The following is an 18,614-nucleotide window of genomic DNA, read 5'->3' as shown; positions in this document are numbered from 1 at the left end:
TATGGGAACAATCAACCCAATCAATAATTTAACGATTCAGGGCTTTAAATCTATTAAGGATTTAAAACAGCTACGCCTTGATAGCTTGAATGTGCTTATTGGCGCCAATGGTGTCGGCAAAAGTAATTTTGTTTCTTACTTCCGATTACTCGGCGAAATGCTGGATAAACGCCTACAAGTGTGGACCAGCAAACAAGGCGGTGCAGACAGGGTTGTTTCTTATGGCGTTAAAGAGACGACTAAGTTTTCGTCCTTCATTAAATTTGGATTGAACGGTTATCAATTTGATCTGGAGACTACGGCTGACGGCGGCTTTACCTTTGCTCGTGAAGCGCTTTTCTTTAGAGGGCCATATTATGGTGATAAATGGATAGAGCTTGGCGCCGGTCATGTTGAAGCGAAGCTTAAAGATGCTTTTGAAAAAGGGCATAAAGGCAGTGAAGCTGACTACTGTTATAGCTCTATTGCTAGCTGGCGGGTTTACCATTTTCACGATACCAGTGACACCGCAGGTGTAAAACGCTTAGGTGCTTTGCACGATAACGCCTACTTTAGACCCGATGCCTCCAACCTTGCGGCGTTTTTGTATTCACTGAAAGAAAGCGAAAGCAAAGCCTATGAGCAGATTGTTAAAACGGTACGGTTAGCTATTCCGTTTTTTGATGATTTTGTATTAAAACCTCAAAAGCTGCCTACCGAAGAAGAACAAATCAGACTGCTGTGGAAGCAAAAAGACAGCGACTATTCGCTATGGCCAAGCCAGTTGTCCGATGGCTCCATTCGGTTTATATGCTTGGTGACGGCTTTGCTTCAACCCAAACCCCCATCAACCATCATTATTGATGAGCCAGAGTTGGGCTTGCATCCATTTGCCATTGCACTGCTGGCAGGTTTATTGCGTTCAGCGTCCAAACGCATGCAAGTGATCGTGTCTACCCAATCCGCACCGCTTGTGGATGAGTTTTCTATCGACGATTTAATTGTGGTGGAGCGTGAACAAGGCGCGACGGTATTTAAGCGACTCAACGAAGAAGACTTCACCAACTGGCTGGACGATTACACGGTAAGTGAGCTTTGGCAGAAGAACATTTTGGGTGGGAGACCATCCCGATGATTCGAGTGCATGTAATTTGTGAAGGGCAAACGGAAGAAATGTTCGTTAACGAGGTAATGGCGGACCTATTTACACCTCAAGGCATTTATTTGTTTCCTTCTTTAGTCGGCAAGCCAGGTCACAAAGGTGGCAATTTCAAATTCCAACGCGTGCTGCACGATGTGAAAAGCCGTCTGCTCGATGATACAGAGGCCTATTGCACCACGTTCTTCGATTTTTATGGCTTACCCGAAGACTTCCCAGGCAAAGCGGAAGCGCTGACCTTGCCGAATATTGAGGATAAGCGACGCCGGGTGGAAGAAAAGCTCGTAGAGCAATTGATTCCCCATATTGGCGAAGACGCGATGCGCCGGTTTATCCCTTATGTGCAAATGTATGAGTTTGAAGGTCTGCTGTTCAGTAAACCCAATTCGATTGCCTCGGAAATAGGAGAAGCTGGTTTAACGGCCCATTTTGAGCGTATTCGAAATGCATTCGACTCTCCAGAACACGTAAACAACAGTAGCGCGACCGCGCCGAGCAAACGCATCAAGGCGTTGTTTGACCAATATGACAAAGTCATTCATGGCTCTTTAGTCGCGTTAGATATTGGGATCACCACAATGCGCGAAGAATGCCATTTATTTAATGATTGGGTCGGGCAACTTTTGGCATTGGAGATGGCTGCATGACCACCGTATTAGCCGCCGTAGAGCACGCCTTACTGAATTCAGGTTCTTTCAACCCGGATATTGAAGTGGCCCCCGCCGCCGTGCTGTGGCCGGACAAAGACCGTTTGTGGCAACCCATCATTGGGCAGCTACAAGCGAGACTCCCGCAATTGTGGACCTTAGGCGACTATGCGCCGGAGCAAAAGACTGGTCCGGCTATTTGGCTGCGCTGCGCTATGGCTAATCGGGTAGACGGTATCGATGCAGCTGGCGCTATCCCAATTTTGTATCTGCCGGGTGTCAGTCGCCAGGAAATCCGGGCCATCGAAAGTTGCCCTGAATCCCTTAAACCCTTGGCAGAGCTGCAGTACCGAGGCGTGATTTGGTCGCAAGTGAATGCCAAAGACTGGACCATTCTCGCTTTTTTGCGTTCAGACCAAGGTGGCTTGGGGCTGGACGTAGCCCAAGATCGCGCTGCTTTACATGCCATGCAACTGGCCTTGTATCGACTGCTGGATGTTGATGTAAGCCTGCTTAAAGGCAAACGCTTAGATAAAGACTACTTCAATACCTTATTGATTGATGGCGACCCGATTCGTGATCTGTTGCATTGGTTGGATCAGGGCGATGCTTTTAAAGCCGCCAAGGGCGATACCGCCTGGCCAGCCTTTGTAGAGATTATTAAATCGCAGTTGGGTTTTGACCCAGACAAACAAGGCACATTGAGTGCGGCCGCTTTATTGGCTGCTCACGAGGGCCCTTGGCAACCGGTTTGGGACCGATACTGCGAAGCACCTAAGCGTTACCCTAATATTCCAGCGCAGCTGGAAAAAACCGCACTGCCCATGGATATGTTTGCCGATAAAAGTGGTTGGCCACAGTGGAATCGGCAACAAGAAAATGAATTACGCCTGGCACTGGCGCGCCTGGAGCAGGCATCCCCTGCGCAAGCCCGCAAATCGATTGCAGATTTGGATAACACCCACGGTGAACGCCGAACCTTGGTGTGGGCAGAGCTCGGCTTGTCGCCACTGGCACAGTCATTGAAGTGGCTCAAAAAGCTGGCCGATGTGACTAGAAGCTCGATTGCGGGTGGCACCATTGCGGATATGGCCAATACCTATCAAACCGTCGCCTGGCAGGCGGACGATGCGGTTGTGCAGGCGTTAAAGCCCATTGATCAACAAGAAGACTTTGATGCGGCCTCTAAGGCCATTCGGGCTATGTATACCGATTGGGCGCAAGACGCTGCCCGCTATTTACAAGAGTCCGTGCAAAAACATGGTTACCCAGGACTCATTGCTGCCAACCGTAAGCCGGTTAAGTACGCCAAAAGCGAGACCGTATTTTTTGTGGATGGTTTGCGCTTTGATGTGGGCAAGCGTTTTGCTGAATCACTGGAAGCCAAAGGCTACAGTGTCGAGTTGTCGACACAATGGTCCGCTTTACCCAGCGTAACAGCGACGGCTAAACCTGCTGTGTCCCCTGTGGCGCAGCTTATTTCAGGTGTAGTTGGTAGCGAGGCTTTCGAACCTTGCGTTAAGGAAACCGAGCAAAAGTTAAGCGGCCATCATTTTCAAAAGCTGCTGGAAACCAACGGCTGGCAAAAACTCGCGAAAACCGATGTTGGTGAAAGCTCTGGACAAGCCTGGTGCGAGTATGGAGACATAGACTCTGAAGGCCACGATCGGGGTTGGAAGCTGGCAAAACACATTGATGCCATTTTGGTCGAAGTTGAAGACCGCATTGCGAGCCTGTTGAATGCTGGTTGGAAGCAAGTCCGCTTGGTCACTGACCATGGTTGGTTACTGCTACCTGGCGGGCTGCCGAAAACGGAACTGCCGGCGGCGTTGGTGGATAGTAAATGGGGACGCTGTGCTTCGATTAAGCCAGGTTCTCACACCGATGAACAACTGTACCCTTGGCATTGGAATGCCGACCAGCATTTTTCACTCGCCAACGGCATTAGTTGCTACAAGCTGGGTGAAGAATATACCCATGGTGGCCTCAGTCTGCAGGAATGCTTAACACCGGAGTTGATCATTCGCAAGGCAGGCAATGCTTATGTTGATGTTAAAGCTGAAATCACGGATGTTTCCTGGCGTGGCCTGCGTTGCAATGTGGCCGTAGAGGGTGCGTTTGAAGGTTTATTGTTGGACGTTCGCTTAGATGCTGGTGACGCTACGACCAGTAAGGTTATGAGTACAAAAACGATTAAAGAATCCGGCGTGGGTTCTGTGGTTATAGATGATGAAGATTTAGAAGGCGTTGCTGCGGTCATCGTGTTGCTTACCGAAAGTGGTGAGCTAATCGCCCAGCAGCAAACGCGTATCGGCGGAGAATAAACAATGGAATTAGACCAGCTCGATCAAATTGCCGCCGCGCATTTGGAAGGTTATTTAGTCCGTAAAGATTTAGTGCGAACCTTTGCTCGGCAATTTCCTGTACCTACCTATGTGGTTGAGTTTCTGCTGGGCCGGTACTGTGCTAGCACCGATCCAGATGAAATTGAGGAAGGGCTGGAAATTGTTCAGCGGCAATTGGAGTCACGTACCGTCAGAGCCGGTGAAGAAGAGCTCTTTAAAGCGAGAGCCTATAAGAACGGTACGGTAAAGCTGATTGATTTGGTTAGTGCCAGATTCAGCCAAAAAGATAATGGTTACGTGGCGACTTTACCAAGTGTACAGCTCAATCGTGTTCGTATTAACGATAACGTCGTAGACGATAATGAGCGACTATTAACGGGTGGGTTCTACGCCGAAATCACTTTGGAATATGACTCTTTGATTGCCGAAGAAAAAGGCGATGCTTTTGGCATTAAGGATTTACGCCCCATTCAACTTTCAAAGCGTGACGTGCTAGATGATTTAGCCGAAGCAAGAAAGCAGTTTACCAGCCAGCAGTGGAAAGACTTTCTTCTGCGCAGTATTGGGCTCGAAGCAAACGCGTTGAGCGACCGCGCCAAAGATGCCAATTTGCTGCGTATGGTTCCCTTTGTAGAGCGTAACTATAACCTGGTGGAGCTGGGGCCGCGCGGTACCGGCAAGAGCCATCTCTTCCAGCAGGTTTCCCCCTATGCGCATTTGATTTCCGGTGGTAAAGCGACCATTGCCAAGATGTTCGTGAATAATGCCTCCGGAGCGCGCGGCTTAGTATGCCAATACGATGTGGTCTGCTTCGACGAAGTGAGTGGCATTTCCTTCGATTCCAAAGAAGGGATCAACATCATGAAGGGCTACATGGAGTCAGGCGAGTTCTCACGAGGCAAGGAAAGCATTCGCGCTGACGGCTCGATGGTGTTTGTCGGCAACTTTGATGTGGATGTAGAGCACCAGCAGCGGGTTGGACATTTATTCGGGCCACTGCCTCAAGAAATGCGTGACGATACCGCTTGGATGGATCGTATCCATTGTTATCTGCCCGGCTGGGATGTGCCGAAAATGAACAAAGAGCTCACGACCGATCACTTTGGATTGGTCAGTGACTTTTTCTCTGAATGTTTAAGTCGTTTGCGTTTCCAAAGCCGAGTTAGCGTACTACAAAATCGCGTTCACTTTGGTGGGGCATTGAGTGGTCGTGATGTAAATGCCGTTAACAAAACCGTATCTGGCTTGCTGAAACTGATGTATCCCTCACAGGACATGGAGATCAGCGACAAAGATCTGGAATGGGCGGTAAGACTGGGGTTAGAAGTACGTCGCCGCGTCAAAGAGCAGCAAAAGCGTGTGGGTGCCGCCGAGTTCCGCAATACCCATTTCAGTTATTTCCTGGGTGATGACGGTGTCGAGAAGTTTGTTGCCACGCCTGAGCTCCGATCAGATAACGAAATTGGCGATGACCCACTAGAGCCAGGTCAGATTTGGACTGTAAGCGAGGGTGGCCAGGACATTGACGACAACCCTGGCTTGTATCGTATTGAAGTTAATGAAGGTCCGGGCTCGGGAGTCAAAATCCTCAACAATCCAGTACCGCCAGCGTTCCGTGAATCTGTCCGTTACGCTGAGCAGAACCTTTATTCTCGAGCTATGCAACTGGTTGGCGATCGTGACCCGCGTGCGCATGAGTTCACGATACAGCTCAGGGCGTTTGACGCCTCCAAGCGTGGATCGAAGCTTGGTATCGCCTCTCTGGTTGCGATGTGCAGCGGCCTGCTCAAAAAACCTGTTAAAGGTGGCCTGATTGTGGTGGGTGAAATTAACCTGGGTGGCTCAATTGAACCGATAAATAGTGCAGTGAATATTACTGAACTGGCGGTTGAGAAAGGAGCGTCATCATTGTTGATGCCAGTGACCTGTCGCAGGCAGCTGTATGATCTATCGGATGATATGGCGACCAAGATCGACATCCAGTTTTACCAGGACGCAAGAGATGCGCTGTTGAAGGCGATTGTGGAGTGATAAATAAGGTCGCAACGTACAATCATCTTTCGATGAGTGGTGCCGTAAAAGAAATGGTTGCTAAGAAGAATTTATAAAAGGATAGATCCTCAACCCTAATTTATCCTCATTTAGGAAGGAAGCATGGAAGTAGAAATTTGGGATGGTGGCTTACAAGAGCAGGAAGTCGCAGCCATCGAGAAAATAAAGGCTGCCTTTTCGGGTTCTACTAATGCACCTAAGGCTCCTGTTCGTGGAGGAACTCTGCGCGACCAGCTGCAAAGCAGTTATGGCAACAACAAAGGTATGTTCCCATGGAAAGGCTATGCAGGCTTTCGATTTGTTGACTCGAAGAATCACGATGGGGAGTTTGACCTAATCATCGTGACTCACTGCATTGTGATCATTGTCGAACTGAAGGATTGGAACCATCAACCAGTAACGGCGAGAGGCGATAATTGGTACAAAGGTAACAAAAATATGAAACGCTCGCCTGTGAGCGTTACCAGAGTAAAGAAACAAACTCTGGATAATAAACTATTAAGAGTTGCTCATCGTTTTACCAACAAGGGATTTGTACCTCATGTCCATTTCTTCGTAGTTATGACGGGGAACGCTGATTTTAGCAAGCTGCGGGAAGATCAGTTACTTCACACTATATCGCTTGAAGAATTTCTTAAGTTTGCAGACCGAAAGTTATTTAACTCACGCTTTAAGCCGCACCCTAATGCGCAGGTTTTAAACCAAGACTTTCCTTTGTTTGATGAATTGTTTATTGGGCCGCAAACAGCCCCTAAAGCTCATCGGGTAGATGGCTATGAAGCCATAGATATCATCTTCGAACATCCGAAAAAGGTATATAAGGAATACATTGCTAAGTCGGAAATATCGAGTAACGCAGAAGCCTTGCTTCGCGTATGGAAGTTTAAGAATGTTGAGGGTAGCAAGGCATACACTCCTGAAGGAAGAGCAGAAATTGTTTCCCGAGAGCGTGAGGTGTTACAGCACATCAACCACCAAAACCGGGATCTATACAACCACTGCCTGAGATCTCTGACGAGTTTCCAAAAAGACGAAGTAACAGCAGAATACAGTGAGGTATACGAGCTACCACCTGGTCATGTTCGGTTTAACGAATTTATAGGAAAGTATGGCAAGGCTTTCTCAGAACTAGACCGCTTGAATGTCGCTAAGTTGTTAATTGCTAAGTTTGGCGACTTGCACGAGATGAAAATTGCTCACAGGGATATTGCTGATCACAGTCTCTGGATCTCACCATCAAAAGAGGTCGCGTTATCAAACTTTATCTCAGCATACCACCAACCTGCTGGTACGGTTGGAGATTATCGCAAGAGCTTGTCAGTGGGTCCGATTGAAGCTCAAGGCATGTTAGATGGGGGCGACTTGACACCTTTTCAGCAGGATATTCATGCCTTAGGTCTTGTTGCCTGGCATTTGCTTAGCGGCACGCGTATGTCTCCTAAGAGCCTTGAAACAGTTCAGGATGACATGCTCAATAGTGATCAATGGTTTTCAGAAGTCTTATTGGCTGCTGTTGCTGCAAGGTTCGCTTCTGCTACGGAATTTTTTGATGTATTGAAGCAAGCTGAACCTGCAGGCGAGCCTATTCCAACATTTGATGACGCTGATCTTGATCCCTACCGGCATGCTATCAACCACTCGCGTCAGTATCGAGAAGATGATGACTTTCTGGTAGAGACAGCTGAGAAAGAAGTCTATGTATCAGGCGGAAGACTCGTAAAAGCCTGGCTGAATGCAGGCGGACAAGGAGATGACTCGGCAGCAAACTTCCGGGTTCTTACTTTTCTGAAACAGCTAGATAAACTTTCGTTAGTTAAACCGACTTACCTACCAGAAATACGAGAGTTTGGTATTGCCTCTAAGTCATCGAGTCTGTACATGGTTACAGATAAAGTCCAAGGTGCTACCTGGGACAAGGCGCTGATTGCGGACGATGAGAAAACAGAGCTAATTGGTAAGTTCGTTGCTGCTGTAGAGCATTTGCATGGCCTTGGCATTGCTCATGGCGATATTCATCCTGGCAACGTGATGCTGGAGACTGAAAGTTGCTCTCTCTACTTAATCGATATCCCAGATTTTTCACCGTCAGGAGAAGAGCCCAAAAACCACAGTTATAGTCCTGAATACATCGATGGGTGTACTTCTTTTGAACGTGACAACTTTGCAGTGATGAAGATGTCCTGCGAGTTGCTTGGTTTGTCTTGGGGGCATGAGTCTGAGACTTACCCCGCCTTGGCAGATGCAATTCGCGCTGAGTTAGAAGATTCTCAGTTTGGGTTTAAGGATTTAGGTCGCTTTAAAAAGGCGATAGATAGCGATGAAGCATCGTCGACGCAAAGCCTGATTGAGATTACAGCAGGCGACGCCGATGAAGCTATCACCATCCTACCCGATAACGGGCATATGTATGTCAAAATAGAGCCTAACCATAGAGAGCCAACTGAGGTCAAAGTAACCTTTATTGGGATTGGTGGCAGTTTTTCTGCAATGTTTTGCAAACAGCAGAAAGCTCTGCTTGTTGGGTTTAAACCATGGCCACGGACATCTATTCGCAAGCAGGATATTGACGATAGCCAGTTTGAGATTGGCACTGGTATACGGGTTATTCCTGGTCGCCCGCAAGACATGTCTACTTTGACTGCGCTGCTTAATGAAGATGAGTCTTTTGCTCGTGCGATTGAGTTGGCGACAGCACCTGAAGAAAAAACAGAGCTTGAAGTAGACACGCTAACTCTTCAGCTGAAGGAAGCCTTCTCAAGGCTAGATGAACAGGCTGTTGCGCCAGCGTCAGCAAAGACCCTCGAAATACCGACAGCGAAGCTATGGAGGGCAATCCTAGATACAGAGACTGAGTCGTATCCCAATATTGAAGTTAGTGGTGAAATTGTTCCTGTAGCAGACGTCCGTGGAGAGCTTCTGATACCTTACTCTGCAGATGTAGATCCTCTAGGTGGATTCAGCAGTAGTGATGAAGTCGAAGCATTATTGGTTGATAAGGAGGGTGTAGAGAGGTTCATTGGTGAGGTGTCACTTAAGAAATCAGCGCTCAAGGAAGTTCGACTGATCAAAACACGAGCGGCAGCATACAAGTTGAACGACTCTGATATCGTCTTCTTCCGTACCAAACAGGATCGTGCTTCATATCGCAAACGTAAACGAGCTTTGGAGCGACTACTGGATCGAGAAGGTGTGATGCCAGACCTGATGGATCTCTTTGATCCAGCTTGCGAAAAAGCCGCAACGAACTACGGCATATCGTTAAGGGACACTGACTTCGCCAGGTATGATCGTGAAGACCAGCACGGAAACAAGATTAGCCTAAATGAACAGCAGCGAGAGGCCTTCGCCAAGTTGGTCAACAATGGGCCACTTTCCCTGCTACAGGGCCCTCCGGGGACGGGTAAAACAGAGTTTATTGCAGCCTTTGTGCATTATTTGGTTGAAAAGCAGAACACCAATCGCATCTTATTGGTAAGCCAGTCGCATGAGGCTGTAAATACAGCTGCTGAGCGGATCAGGAAGCACTGTGCCCGACTCAATACCGATCTGGAAGTCGTAAGGTTTAGTAATCGCGAAGGGGCTGTTTCTCCAGGTCTAAAAGATGTCTATTCGAACTCAATCACAACTGAGAAGCGTGAACTTTTCAATGCTGAGAGTAAGTATCGCGTTGAAGCCTTGAGTGAGGCCATTGGCTTGGAGCCTGAGTTCATTTCCAGTGTTGTGCTGGCAGAGCTTAAACTGTTCAAGCAAATTGATCACCTTGAGACATTGCTATACCAAGTCAATGACTTAAGCGATGAGAAAGACATAAAGGAGCTTAAAGATATATCAGTAGAACTGGATCTTTCAATCCGTTCCAAGCTAAGCACAGAGTATGGCATCAGCCTAGAAGCAGGAGCGAGGGTCTCAGACGCAAAAGAAATACTGATTTCCACGTTATGTAGGAAGTACGGTGTTAGGCCTGATGAGGCACGTCGAGTCAAAGCACTAGCAAAAATATCGAGGGATATGCAGGATGCTTTATCTGGAGAGCGGGTCAACTTAGATGAGTTTTATGCGCGCTCCAGACAGTTGGTGGCTGGAACATGTGTAGGTATCGGTCAAGGTCACATTGGCATTCATGAAAACATCTACGACTGGGTGATTATCGATGAGGCTGCTCGGTCAATTGCTAGTGAACTAGCCATCGCGATGCAATCTGCTAGACGTGTTTTGCTAGTGGGAGACCACCTGCAGTTACCTCCGTTGTACTCCGATGCGCACAAGGCTGCGTTGGCTAGGAAGTTGGGAATCCACAGTTTGCGCACTGAGATCGACGAAGTATTACGAAGTGACTTTGCTCGCGCATTTAACTCTACCTATGGTGATCAAGCTAGCGCTGCACTGCTGACTCAGTATCGAATGGCTCCGCCTATTGGTGATTTGGTATCGAAGACCTTCTATGAAGGCAAGCTTCGTAATGGCGATCGAGTAATTCCGGACGTCTATCAGCATGCACCGCAAGCTTTGCGTAGTATGGTGACTTGGATAGATACCTCTAACTTGGGCCAGCGGGCGCATCACTTGGAAGATCGTGGGACAAGTATTTACAACCGCAGCGAAGCTGATCAGATTATATCTGTGCTCAAACAGGTGTCTGAGAATGCTGATTTTGTTGTGGAGCTTTCAAAGCTCACTAGCAAAGATGAAGCTGCAATCGGTGTGATCTGTATGTACGCCGAGCAAAAGCGGTTGCTTCGCCAGAAATTCAATCAGGAAATCTGGAGTGATGGCTTCAAGGATATCGTCAAAATTGACACGGTAGACAGCTATCAAGGTAAAGAAAATAGGATCATCATTTTGTCCTTAACGCGTTCTGATAAGCGGCATAGCCCAGGATTCCTGCGCGCACCAAATCGGATCAACGTTGCGATGTCCCGTGCAATGGATCGTTTGTTGATTGTTGGTAACGCGGATATTTGGAAGGGGATCAACAAGGAGCTGCCATTGGGCTCCGTTGTTAGCTATATGACTGAGCGTGGTCAGGAAGCTGGGTACGCATTTACCTCAGCTACGCAGGATGGGAAGCAGAAATGATGTCTGATAACACTGTAACGTATCACGAGGTTGACTTCCTACTGCCTGCGCAGAGGTTTAACATTCAGTTTTCATATGTCTCTCAGAGAGGGCTGCCATTTATCAGAGAGTTTGTGCTGAGGATTATGCATGTCGCACCTATGAGCAAAGTACAAATTTCGACCTATTTTGGCCTTAGCCGCCGTGAGACTGACGAAGCAATTTCAGACTTGGTTCAGCGTGGTGAACTGACACTTTCACCGGAAGGACGCCTGACCTTGACTGAAAAATCAAGTGGGTACTTCTCTGAAATTGGTGAAATCCCTCAGCTTTCTACCGTACAAGATAGTGGGGCTACCCTGTCATTTGATCTAGCTACGTTTAGTTGCTTCAGCAACCAGAATGACCAAGACAAGTGGAAAGATGGTATATCTCTCAATATCGATAATGGCAACGCCTCTCAAAGCGAAAAGCTGGTAGAGAAACACTTCCAGCATCAGTTCAACCAGATTCTAGATAAGGGCTACCTATCTCACATACAGACTCAGGATGGAAAAGAGCAACCCTCTATCTACACCGTGAACTCTGTCAATAAACTGCGGCAGCTGCCGCTACGTTTGACTACAACGTTTCAGATGGATAACGACGGTAAGGCTGTTGAACGTGAAGACTATGAAGAGCTAAATAGCTCGGAGTGTGTTCATGAACTAATGGCCATTGAGCTATCTAGGTTATCGACGCTCAACAATACCATGAGTATCTTTAAGTCCATGCTTTCGCTAAGCGATGAAGAGACTCTGAAGCTGTTTGATTCAAATACAAATCTGATTAATCCGAACTATTTAGAGGATATACGAGCTTTGGAGGAGCATACTGCTTCTGGCAGGACGACTTTCCTTGGCCCGATATACTCGAAAAGCAACTGGGATCAGTTTCAGAAGTCTTTAGTTTCAGTGATCAATGAACGTATAAAAAGCAAAGCTGATACCAGCGGCAGCCGATTTATTTGGATTGCGCCTTCGGATCCATACTGGGCAAAGAGTAGTCGCTTTAGTTCTAGCTTAAGCGATTTCATTCGAAGGTCTAGCACGAAGGAGAAGAAGCTATATGACCCCATATTGTATGTACCCGTATCGGATGATAAGGATTTCAGAGTAGCTAGGCAGTGGAAGCATGAACTTGGGCAGTTTCATGATTATGCAAGAGGACTTGCGGAAGGTTTCTTGGATGGGAATATTGAAATTCTGCATCTTGAGGATGAAGTGGGTGTTGTGATTTACCATTTCTCGCAACCAGAAACTTTACCGGTGACTATGCCCCTGGGCTTTATGACAACAAATAAAGAGCTGGTTGCTAAGCTCGGAAAGCTGGTTAATGACTATGTAAAAAGTAGCTCTAGTTTCGATAAACCGAATGATTGTGGAGCTATTTCTTCAATAGCTAAAGGCGGTTAATGTGCCTACATGCAGCCGCTGATCGAAAATATGAAGAGCACGAACAAAAGTAGAGTAAATTATATTATTTTTTTACAACTTTATTGTCTACCAACAACATGCTGTTGTCATCCATAGAGCCCGGAGTGTACGACACGAATATGTTCCTTACTTTTAGCTGCGATCATAGATACGGGGTAGAACCCTACCCAACTTAGGAGCATAAACGGCCGAATATTGAAACCCAACATCGGCGTCCATGCCAGCCCTCTAGGTGCCGAATCATTCTCCCGCAGGAAATCCGCGTCCTGTATACTAAAAGCCTAATTTTCTAGGCGTACCGGCAATGCAACAACATCCCTACAGCAAGCTAACACCTGACGTCATCCTTGATGCTATTGAGGCCGAAGGCTACCTCTGCGATGGCCGTCTAACAGTCCTTAACTCATATGAGAACAGAGTATTTCAGATAGGTATAGAGGACACCCAGCCTATAATCTCCAAATTCTATCGTCCCGAGCGCTGGACACACGAACAGATTGCAGAGGAGCATTCTTTTAGTCGTGAGTTAGAAGCAGCCGAGTGGCCAATCGTTGCTCCTTTAGTTTCGCCTGAAGGCACAACCACGCACCAGATTGACGGTTTTACTTTTGCACTATTTCCACGCTTTGGAGGGCACGCACCAGAGCTGGATAAGTTTGACACTATAGCGCTGCTAGGACGCTCTTTAGGACGACTCCATGCAATAGGTGCCCTATCATCGTTCAAATACCGTCCGACTATCGACATACAGTCTTATGGTATCGACAGTCGCGATTATTTACTATCTAGCGGTTATATCCCGGATAGCCTCCGAGAGGCTTATGAAACCCTAAGCAAAGACCTTCTGATCCAAATAGAAGCACTTTTTAAACAATGTCCATACACAGCAATTCGCCTTCATGCTGATTGCCACCCAGGCAATATCCTTTGGCGTGATGAGCGTGCAGTTTTCGTGGACTTTGATGATTGCCGAATGGGGCCCGCAGTGCAGGATTTGTGGATGCTGCTCAGCGGAGACAGGCAGGATCAAACAGATCAGCTGGAGGCCTTGCTAGAAGGCTATGAGATGTTCCACGAGTTCAATGATGATGAACTGATATTGGTTGAACCACTGCGAACACTAAGGATGATGCATTACGCAGCTTGGATAGCAAGAAGATGGAACGATCCAGCTTTCCCTTCAGCCTTTCCATGGTTCAATACTGAGAGGTATTGGGCGGAGCACATTATTGAGTTAAGAGAGCAATTCAGCATCCTCCAGGAAGAGCCGTTATCCAGACAGAATGGCAATTCTTAGCTCACCGGTCGCATGTGTACATTAATTATTTTTTGAATTTGAATATGTACATTATTTTCTAATTTTGTACATAAAAACCGCCAATTCCTCCTTGTACATATATTTTCACCCCCCGTCCTTAAATAGCCATGTCTTCTGGGCTACAAGCGATGTACATAAACGCGGCAATTAAGGTTGCTACGAAAATCGAGTGTACCAATTTGGGTTGGAAGACAAAGAACCACTAGTAGTGAAATTTTATCGCCCCGAACGCTGGAGCGACGAGCAGATTCTAGAGGAGCACCAATTTACCCAGCAACTCTTTGATACCGATATTCCTGTCATTGCGCCCTGGCGCAATGAAGCGGGCGCTAGTTTATTCAGCTTCGAAGGCTACCGCTTCGCACTTTACCCCCGTCGCGGGGGGCACGCCCCAGCCCTCGACGATATGGACAATCTCTTTCAACTCGGCCGCCTCATTGGCCGCCTGCATCTGGTTGGCGCCAGCACGCCTTTTCAATATCGGCCGACCTTAGATACCACCAGTTTTGGCGACGAAAGCCGCAGTTTTATCCTCGACGGGGTAATTCCAAGCAATTTAAGCGATGCTTACGCCAGCCTCAGCGCAGATTTGTTAAAACGCGTTCACCAGCGCTTTACAGACATTGCACCTCAGTATATCCGCACCCACGGCGACGGCCATGTTGGCAATATTTTGTCGCGCAACGGCGAAACCTGGCTGGTCGACTTTGACGACAGCCGCATGGCTCCAGCCATACAGGATTTATGGATGTTCCTCTCTGGCGAGCAGGACGCCCAACAGCGCGCCATTATGGAGTTAGTGGAAGGCTACAATGAGTTCTACGATTTCAATCCCAAAGAACTGGGTCTCATCGAGGCGCTACGCAGCCTGCGAATTATGCACCACGCCGCATGGCTAGCGCGCCGCTGGCAGGATCCAGCGTTTCCCAAAGCCTTCCCTTGGTTTAACACCGAGCGCTACTGGGGCGAGCATATTTTACAATTGCGGGAACAGCTGGCCTTGATGCAAGAAGCGCCGCTGCGCCTGCCTTACTGAGTAATTTTAAATAGTAGTAATTTAGATGCCCATCACAATGATCCACTCCCAGTGTTTACACGTATAACATTCGCTGCTACTTTCGGCGGCACACACAGTGCCGCCGTTAGGCCACTGTAAAATAAAATAAAACTACGTCGTAAGCACAGCCAGTATTCACCCGGCCAGCCCCTTTTACCCAAAGTGGCGCAGTGCATCGCTATCAGCTCAAACCGCCGCAACGGTTCGATTAGGAGTTAAGGCATGCTAACAATCCAAGTAAACGGTGTTGCCCAAACCGTGGACGCCCCCGAAGACAAACCCTTGTTGTGGGTATTACGTGAAAACCTCAAGCTAACTGGCAGTAAATACGGCTGCGGTCAAGCGCTCTGTGGCGCCTGCACCGTGCATATCGACGGCCAACCCACTCGCTCCTGTGTGTTACCCGTGGGCGCAATTGGCAATAAGGCCGTGCGCACCGTTGAAGACATTCGCAATGAGCATATCGGCAGCCTAGTGCAAAATGCCTGGCGCGAGCTGAACGTGCCCCAATGCGGCTACTGCCAGTCTGGCCAGATTATGGCGGCCACCGCTCTGCTCAAAAGTAATTCCGCGCCCAGCGATCAAGACATCGACCGCGCCATGTCGGGCAATATTTGCCGCTGCGGCACCTACCCACGTATTCGCAAGGCAATACACAAAATTGCTAGCGAGCAACTGTAGGAGCGGGCCATGAAAAAGCATTCAGGATTTAATCGGCGAGATTTTATTAAAGTCAGCGTGATGGCAAGTGGCGGCCTACTTGTTGCCTGTGGCGGCAGCTCATCTGGTGGTACAACAGCCAATTCCAACATCGCCCCTAGCGACAACACGCCGGCGTCACCGAGCGAAGAATACCAACTCAGCGAATTTATGCGGATTGGCACCGACAACCGAATTACGGTGCTTGTTGGCGCAGCAGAAATTGGACAAGGTGCGCTCACCGCGATTCCCATGATTGTTGCCGAAGAACTGGACGCCGACTGGAGTCTAGTCAGCGCTGAACTGTCACCGGTTGCCACCCGCTTTAACAACCCCTATTTCCAAAACCTATTGCAATTTACGGTGGCGAGTTCGGCAATTCGCGGCTATTTCGACACCCAGCGCAGTGTTGGCGCCACCATCAGACAAATGTTCCTCAGTGCTGCCGCCGAGCGATGGGAGGTAAGTGCCAGCAGTCTGCGCACCGAAGCCAGCTATGTCATTGACGACATTGGCGGCCGCAGTGCCAGCTACGGCGAACTTGCCAGCGCTGCCGCTGAGCAAAATGTGCCCGCCAATCCAGCCCTGAAAGACCCCGCCAGCTACCGCATTATCGGCACCTCTCGTGAGCGCACCGACGCCAGCGCCAAAACCGACGGTAGCTTTAAGTACGGCATGGACGTGGATATTCCCGGTATGCTCACCGCACTCATCGCTCGGCCGCCCCGCTTCAATGGCCAAGCCTTGAATATTGATGACAACGCCGCACTCGCCGTTTCTGGGGTGCGCGGCGTGCACAGAATCCCTGGCGGTGTTGCGGTCGTCGCCGACGATTTTTGGTCAGCCGAAAAAGGACGCAAAGCCCTGCAAGTCAGCTGGAATGAATTGCTGGCTGGCCGCACCGACTCGGCCAAGCAGCGCGCCGAATACAGCTTTAAACTCAATTTACCAGGGGTACCTATTCGCTCCGACGGCTCCACCCTACTCGCCCAAACCTTGAGTAGCGAAACCCTAAGCGCAGACTACTATTTTCCGTTTATGGCCCACGCCGCCATGGAACCCTTAAACGTGGTGGTGGATTACGACGGCAGCAGCGCAGAGATTTGGACCGGCACCCAGTCGGCCAGCCTCGACAAGATTTTTGCGGGTGTTGTACTAGGGCTACTCCCCAACCAAATAAACTTCCACATGATGCCCTCGGGTGGCGGCTTTGGTCGCCGCGGCAATCCACTGGCCGATTTTGTCCGCGATGCCTGCTTTGTTGCTAAATCTTTACAACAACCAGTCAAAGTTATTTGGACGCGGGAAGATGATATGAAGGGTGGCTACTACCGCCCCGCTGCATCGGTGCGGGTATCCGCCTCGCTGAACAAGGCAAATAAAATTACTGCTTGGACCCATCGCGCAGTCACCCAAGACGTTACCGCTTCGCTATATGCCGAGAATGCGCTAGATGCGCTTCACGACATGAAGCTACCACCGCTAGCCGAACTAACCGATTTTGAAACCGGCATGCCCTATAAAATCGACAATGTCAGCATGGACGTTCACCTTACCGTGCTACCAAATATGCCGGCGTTGTGGATGCGCTCGGTAAATAAGTTTTCGGACGTTTACGCGCAAGAGACCTTTATTGATGAGCTCGCCCTACGCGTTGCTCAAAACCCCTACGCCTTTCGTCGCTCGCTGCTCAGCGAAAAGCCGCGTCACCGCGCCGTTCTCGACGCCGTAGCCCAAGCGGCCAACTGGGGGCAAAGCGCTTCTGGCGTAAGCCAAGGTATCGCCGTAATGGGTCACTGGAATAGTTTTGTGGCACAGGTGGTTGAGGTTTCCGTTTCGGCGAACCGTGAATTAACTATCCATCGTGTCGTCAGTGCTGTCGATTGCGGCACCGCAATTAACCCAGACCTCGTCATTGCCCAGGTCGAATCAGCCGTTATCTTTGCATTATCAAGCGTGTTATTTGGCGAAATCATTTTAGACGACGGCGTAGTCCAACAGAGTAATTTCGATGACTACCCCGTACTGCGCATGCACCAAACGCCCAGCATTGAGACGGTGATTGTAAATAGTGGAAATACCGTCGGCGGCGTTGGCGAAATTGGTGTGCCCTGCGTGGGTCCCGCCCTCGCTAACGCAATTTTCGGCGCCATCGGCGAGCGGATTCGCGAACTGCCGCTGAGTAATAGCAACTTTATTCTTGCCTAAACGGGGACGCCAATGATCACTGCACACTTTACCAAACCACACGCCCTGTTTATCTGCGCAGCGCGTGTAATGCTATTAGCCTTGTTAAGCAGCACTGCCATGGCCCAATCGCCCCTGTTTCAACCGCTGTACGAGGTGCTCACCCATCCGCGCTGCCTAAACTGCCACACCAAAACCGAGTTTCCCCGCCAGGGTGACGAGCGCCGTCGCCACGATCAATTAGTGGTGCGCGGCGCCGACAATCACGGCGCGCCAACGCTGCAGTGCGCCGCGTGTCACCAGGATGAAAATGTCGCTGACGATGCCGTGCCCGGCGCGCCACACTGGGGTTTAGCCCCGCTCAGCATGGCATGGGAAGATCTAAACGCCAGCAAGCTGTGCATTGCGCTGAAGGATCTGAGCAAAAACGGCAACCGCAGCTTAAGTGACTTGCTGCGCCATATGAGCGAGGACGAATTGGTATTATGGGGCTGGAGCCCAGGCGCTAACCGCACCACGCCACCTCTTAGCCAAAGCGAATTTGTTGACGCCTTAACACGCTGGGTAAATGCCGGCGGGCCATGTTAGCAACAGTGAGCTTAGCGCAATGAGCGACGCAGAAGATCGGCAAGGCAATACTG

Annotated in this window: 10 protein-coding genes and 1 pseudogene; all 11 read left to right on the top strand. The window is 49.1% G+C overall.

Going from position 1 to position 18,614, the window contains the following annotated elements; genetic code table 11:
* Window position 1: 1 nt before the first annotated feature.
* The 11 genes and pseudogenes from P1U47_RS07780 (at window position 2) to P1U47_RS07730 (ending at window position 18,561) form a co-directional block, all read left to right on the top strand.
* Window positions 2-1,114 (top strand): AAA family ATPase, encoded by a 1,113-nt coding sequence (locus P1U47_RS07780; RefSeq protein WP_301028134.1) that lies wholly within the window; start codon window positions 2-4, stop codon window positions 1,112-1,114.
* Complete coding sequence (locus P1U47_RS07775; RefSeq protein WP_301028133.1) at window positions 1,075-1,785, top strand: DUF4276 family protein; 711 nt, start codon at window positions 1,075-1,077, stop codon at window positions 1,783-1,785. The genes P1U47_RS07780 and P1U47_RS07775 overlap by 40 nt, the downstream gene beginning before the upstream one ends.
* The gene (gene pglZ, locus P1U47_RS07770; RefSeq protein WP_301028131.1) at window positions 1,782-4,109 is read left to right on the top strand and encodes a BREX-1 system phosphatase PglZ type B; all 2,328 of its coding nucleotides are present in this window, start codon (window positions 1,782-1,784) and stop codon (window positions 4,107-4,109) included. Before P1U47_RS07775 ends, pglZ begins: the two co-directional genes overlap by 4 nt.
* A 3-nt stretch (window positions 4,110-4,112) precedes the next feature.
* The gene (gene brxL, locus P1U47_RS07765; protein WP_301028130.1) at window positions 4,113-6,161 is read left to right on the top strand and encodes a BREX system Lon protease-like protein BrxL; all 2,049 of its coding nucleotides are present in this window, start codon (window positions 4,113-4,115) and stop codon (window positions 6,159-6,161) included.
* A 123-nt stretch (window positions 6,162-6,284) separates the two neighbouring features.
* Window positions 6,285-11,258 (top strand): AAA domain-containing protein, encoded by a 4,974-nt coding sequence (locus P1U47_RS07760; RefSeq protein ID WP_301028128.1) that lies wholly within the window; start codon window positions 6,285-6,287, stop codon window positions 11,256-11,258.
* The gene (locus P1U47_RS07755) at window positions 11,255-12,691 is read left to right on the top strand and encodes a hypothetical protein (protein WP_301028127.1); all 1,437 of its coding nucleotides are present in this window, start codon (window positions 11,255-11,257) and stop codon (window positions 12,689-12,691) included. Before P1U47_RS07760 ends, P1U47_RS07755 begins: the two co-directional genes overlap by 4 nt.
* Window positions 12,692-13,016: 325 nt before the next feature.
* Window positions 13,017-14,009, top strand: a complete 993-nt coding sequence (locus P1U47_RS07750) for a serine/threonine protein kinase (RefSeq protein WP_301028126.1) — start codon at window positions 13,017-13,019, stop codon at window positions 14,007-14,009.
* 187 nt (window positions 14,010-14,196) lie between these two features.
* Window positions 14,197-15,066 (top strand): annotated as a pseudogene (locus P1U47_RS07745) (serine/threonine protein kinase); the annotation flags it as partial.
* Window positions 15,067-15,309: 243 nt separating this feature from the next.
* A complete protein-coding gene (locus P1U47_RS07740) occupies window positions 15,310-15,768 on the top strand; it encodes a (2Fe-2S)-binding protein (RefSeq protein WP_301028124.1) in 459 nt (152 codons plus the stop codon).
* 9 nt (window positions 15,769-15,777) lie between these two features.
* Window positions 15,778-17,994, top strand: coding sequence for a molybdopterin cofactor-binding domain-containing protein (locus P1U47_RS07735; RefSeq protein ID WP_301028123.1), 2,217 nt, complete (start codon window positions 15,778-15,780; stop codon window positions 17,992-17,994).
* A 12-nt stretch (window positions 17,995-18,006) separates the two neighbouring features.
* Entirely contained in the window at window positions 18,007-18,561 is a 555-nt protein-coding gene (locus P1U47_RS07730) for a hypothetical protein (protein ID WP_301028121.1), read from the top strand.
* The last annotated feature ends 53 nt before the right edge of the window (window positions 18,562-18,614 follow it).

The sequence above is a fragment of the Zhongshania sp. genome, assembly GCF_029212375.1.
GTDB lineage: Bacteria > Pseudomonadota > Gammaproteobacteria > Pseudomonadales > Spongiibacteraceae > Spongiibacter.
The sequence above is the reverse complement of the archived record's forward strand: the minus strand, read 5'-3'. Positions and strand labels throughout refer to the sequence as shown.

Bases quoted from the DNA above. Each gene is read 5' to 3' on its own strand.
- P1U47_RS07750 (WP_301028126.1), top strand. From the start codon at position 13,017: ATGCAACAACATCCCTACAGCAAGCTAACACCTGACGTCATCCTTGAT.
- P1U47_RS07760 (WP_301028128.1), top strand. From the start codon at position 6,285: ATGGAAGTAGAAATTTGGGATGGTGGCTTACAAGAGCAGGAAGTCGCA.
- pglZ (WP_301028131.1), top strand. From the start codon at position 1,782: ATGACCACCGTATTAGCCGCCGTAGAGCACGCCTTACTGAATTCAGGT.
- brxL (WP_301028130.1), top strand. From the start codon at position 4,113: ATGGAATTAGACCAGCTCGATCAAATTGCCGCCGCGCATTTGGAAGGT.
- P1U47_RS07780 (WP_301028134.1), top strand. From the start codon at position 2: ATGGGAACAATCAACCCAATCAATAATTTAACGATTCAGGGCTTTAAA.
- P1U47_RS07735 (WP_301028123.1), top strand. From the start codon at position 15,778: ATGAAAAAGCATTCAGGATTTAATCGGCGAGATTTTATTAAAGTCAGC.
- P1U47_RS07730 (WP_301028121.1), top strand. From the start codon at position 18,007: ATGATCACTGCACACTTTACCAAACCACACGCCCTGTTTATCTGCGCA.
- P1U47_RS07755 (WP_301028127.1), top strand. From the start codon at position 11,255: ATGATGTCTGATAACACTGTAACGTATCACGAGGTTGACTTCCTACTG.
- P1U47_RS07740 (WP_301028124.1), top strand. From the start codon at position 15,310: ATGCTAACAATCCAAGTAAACGGTGTTGCCCAAACCGTGGACGCCCCC.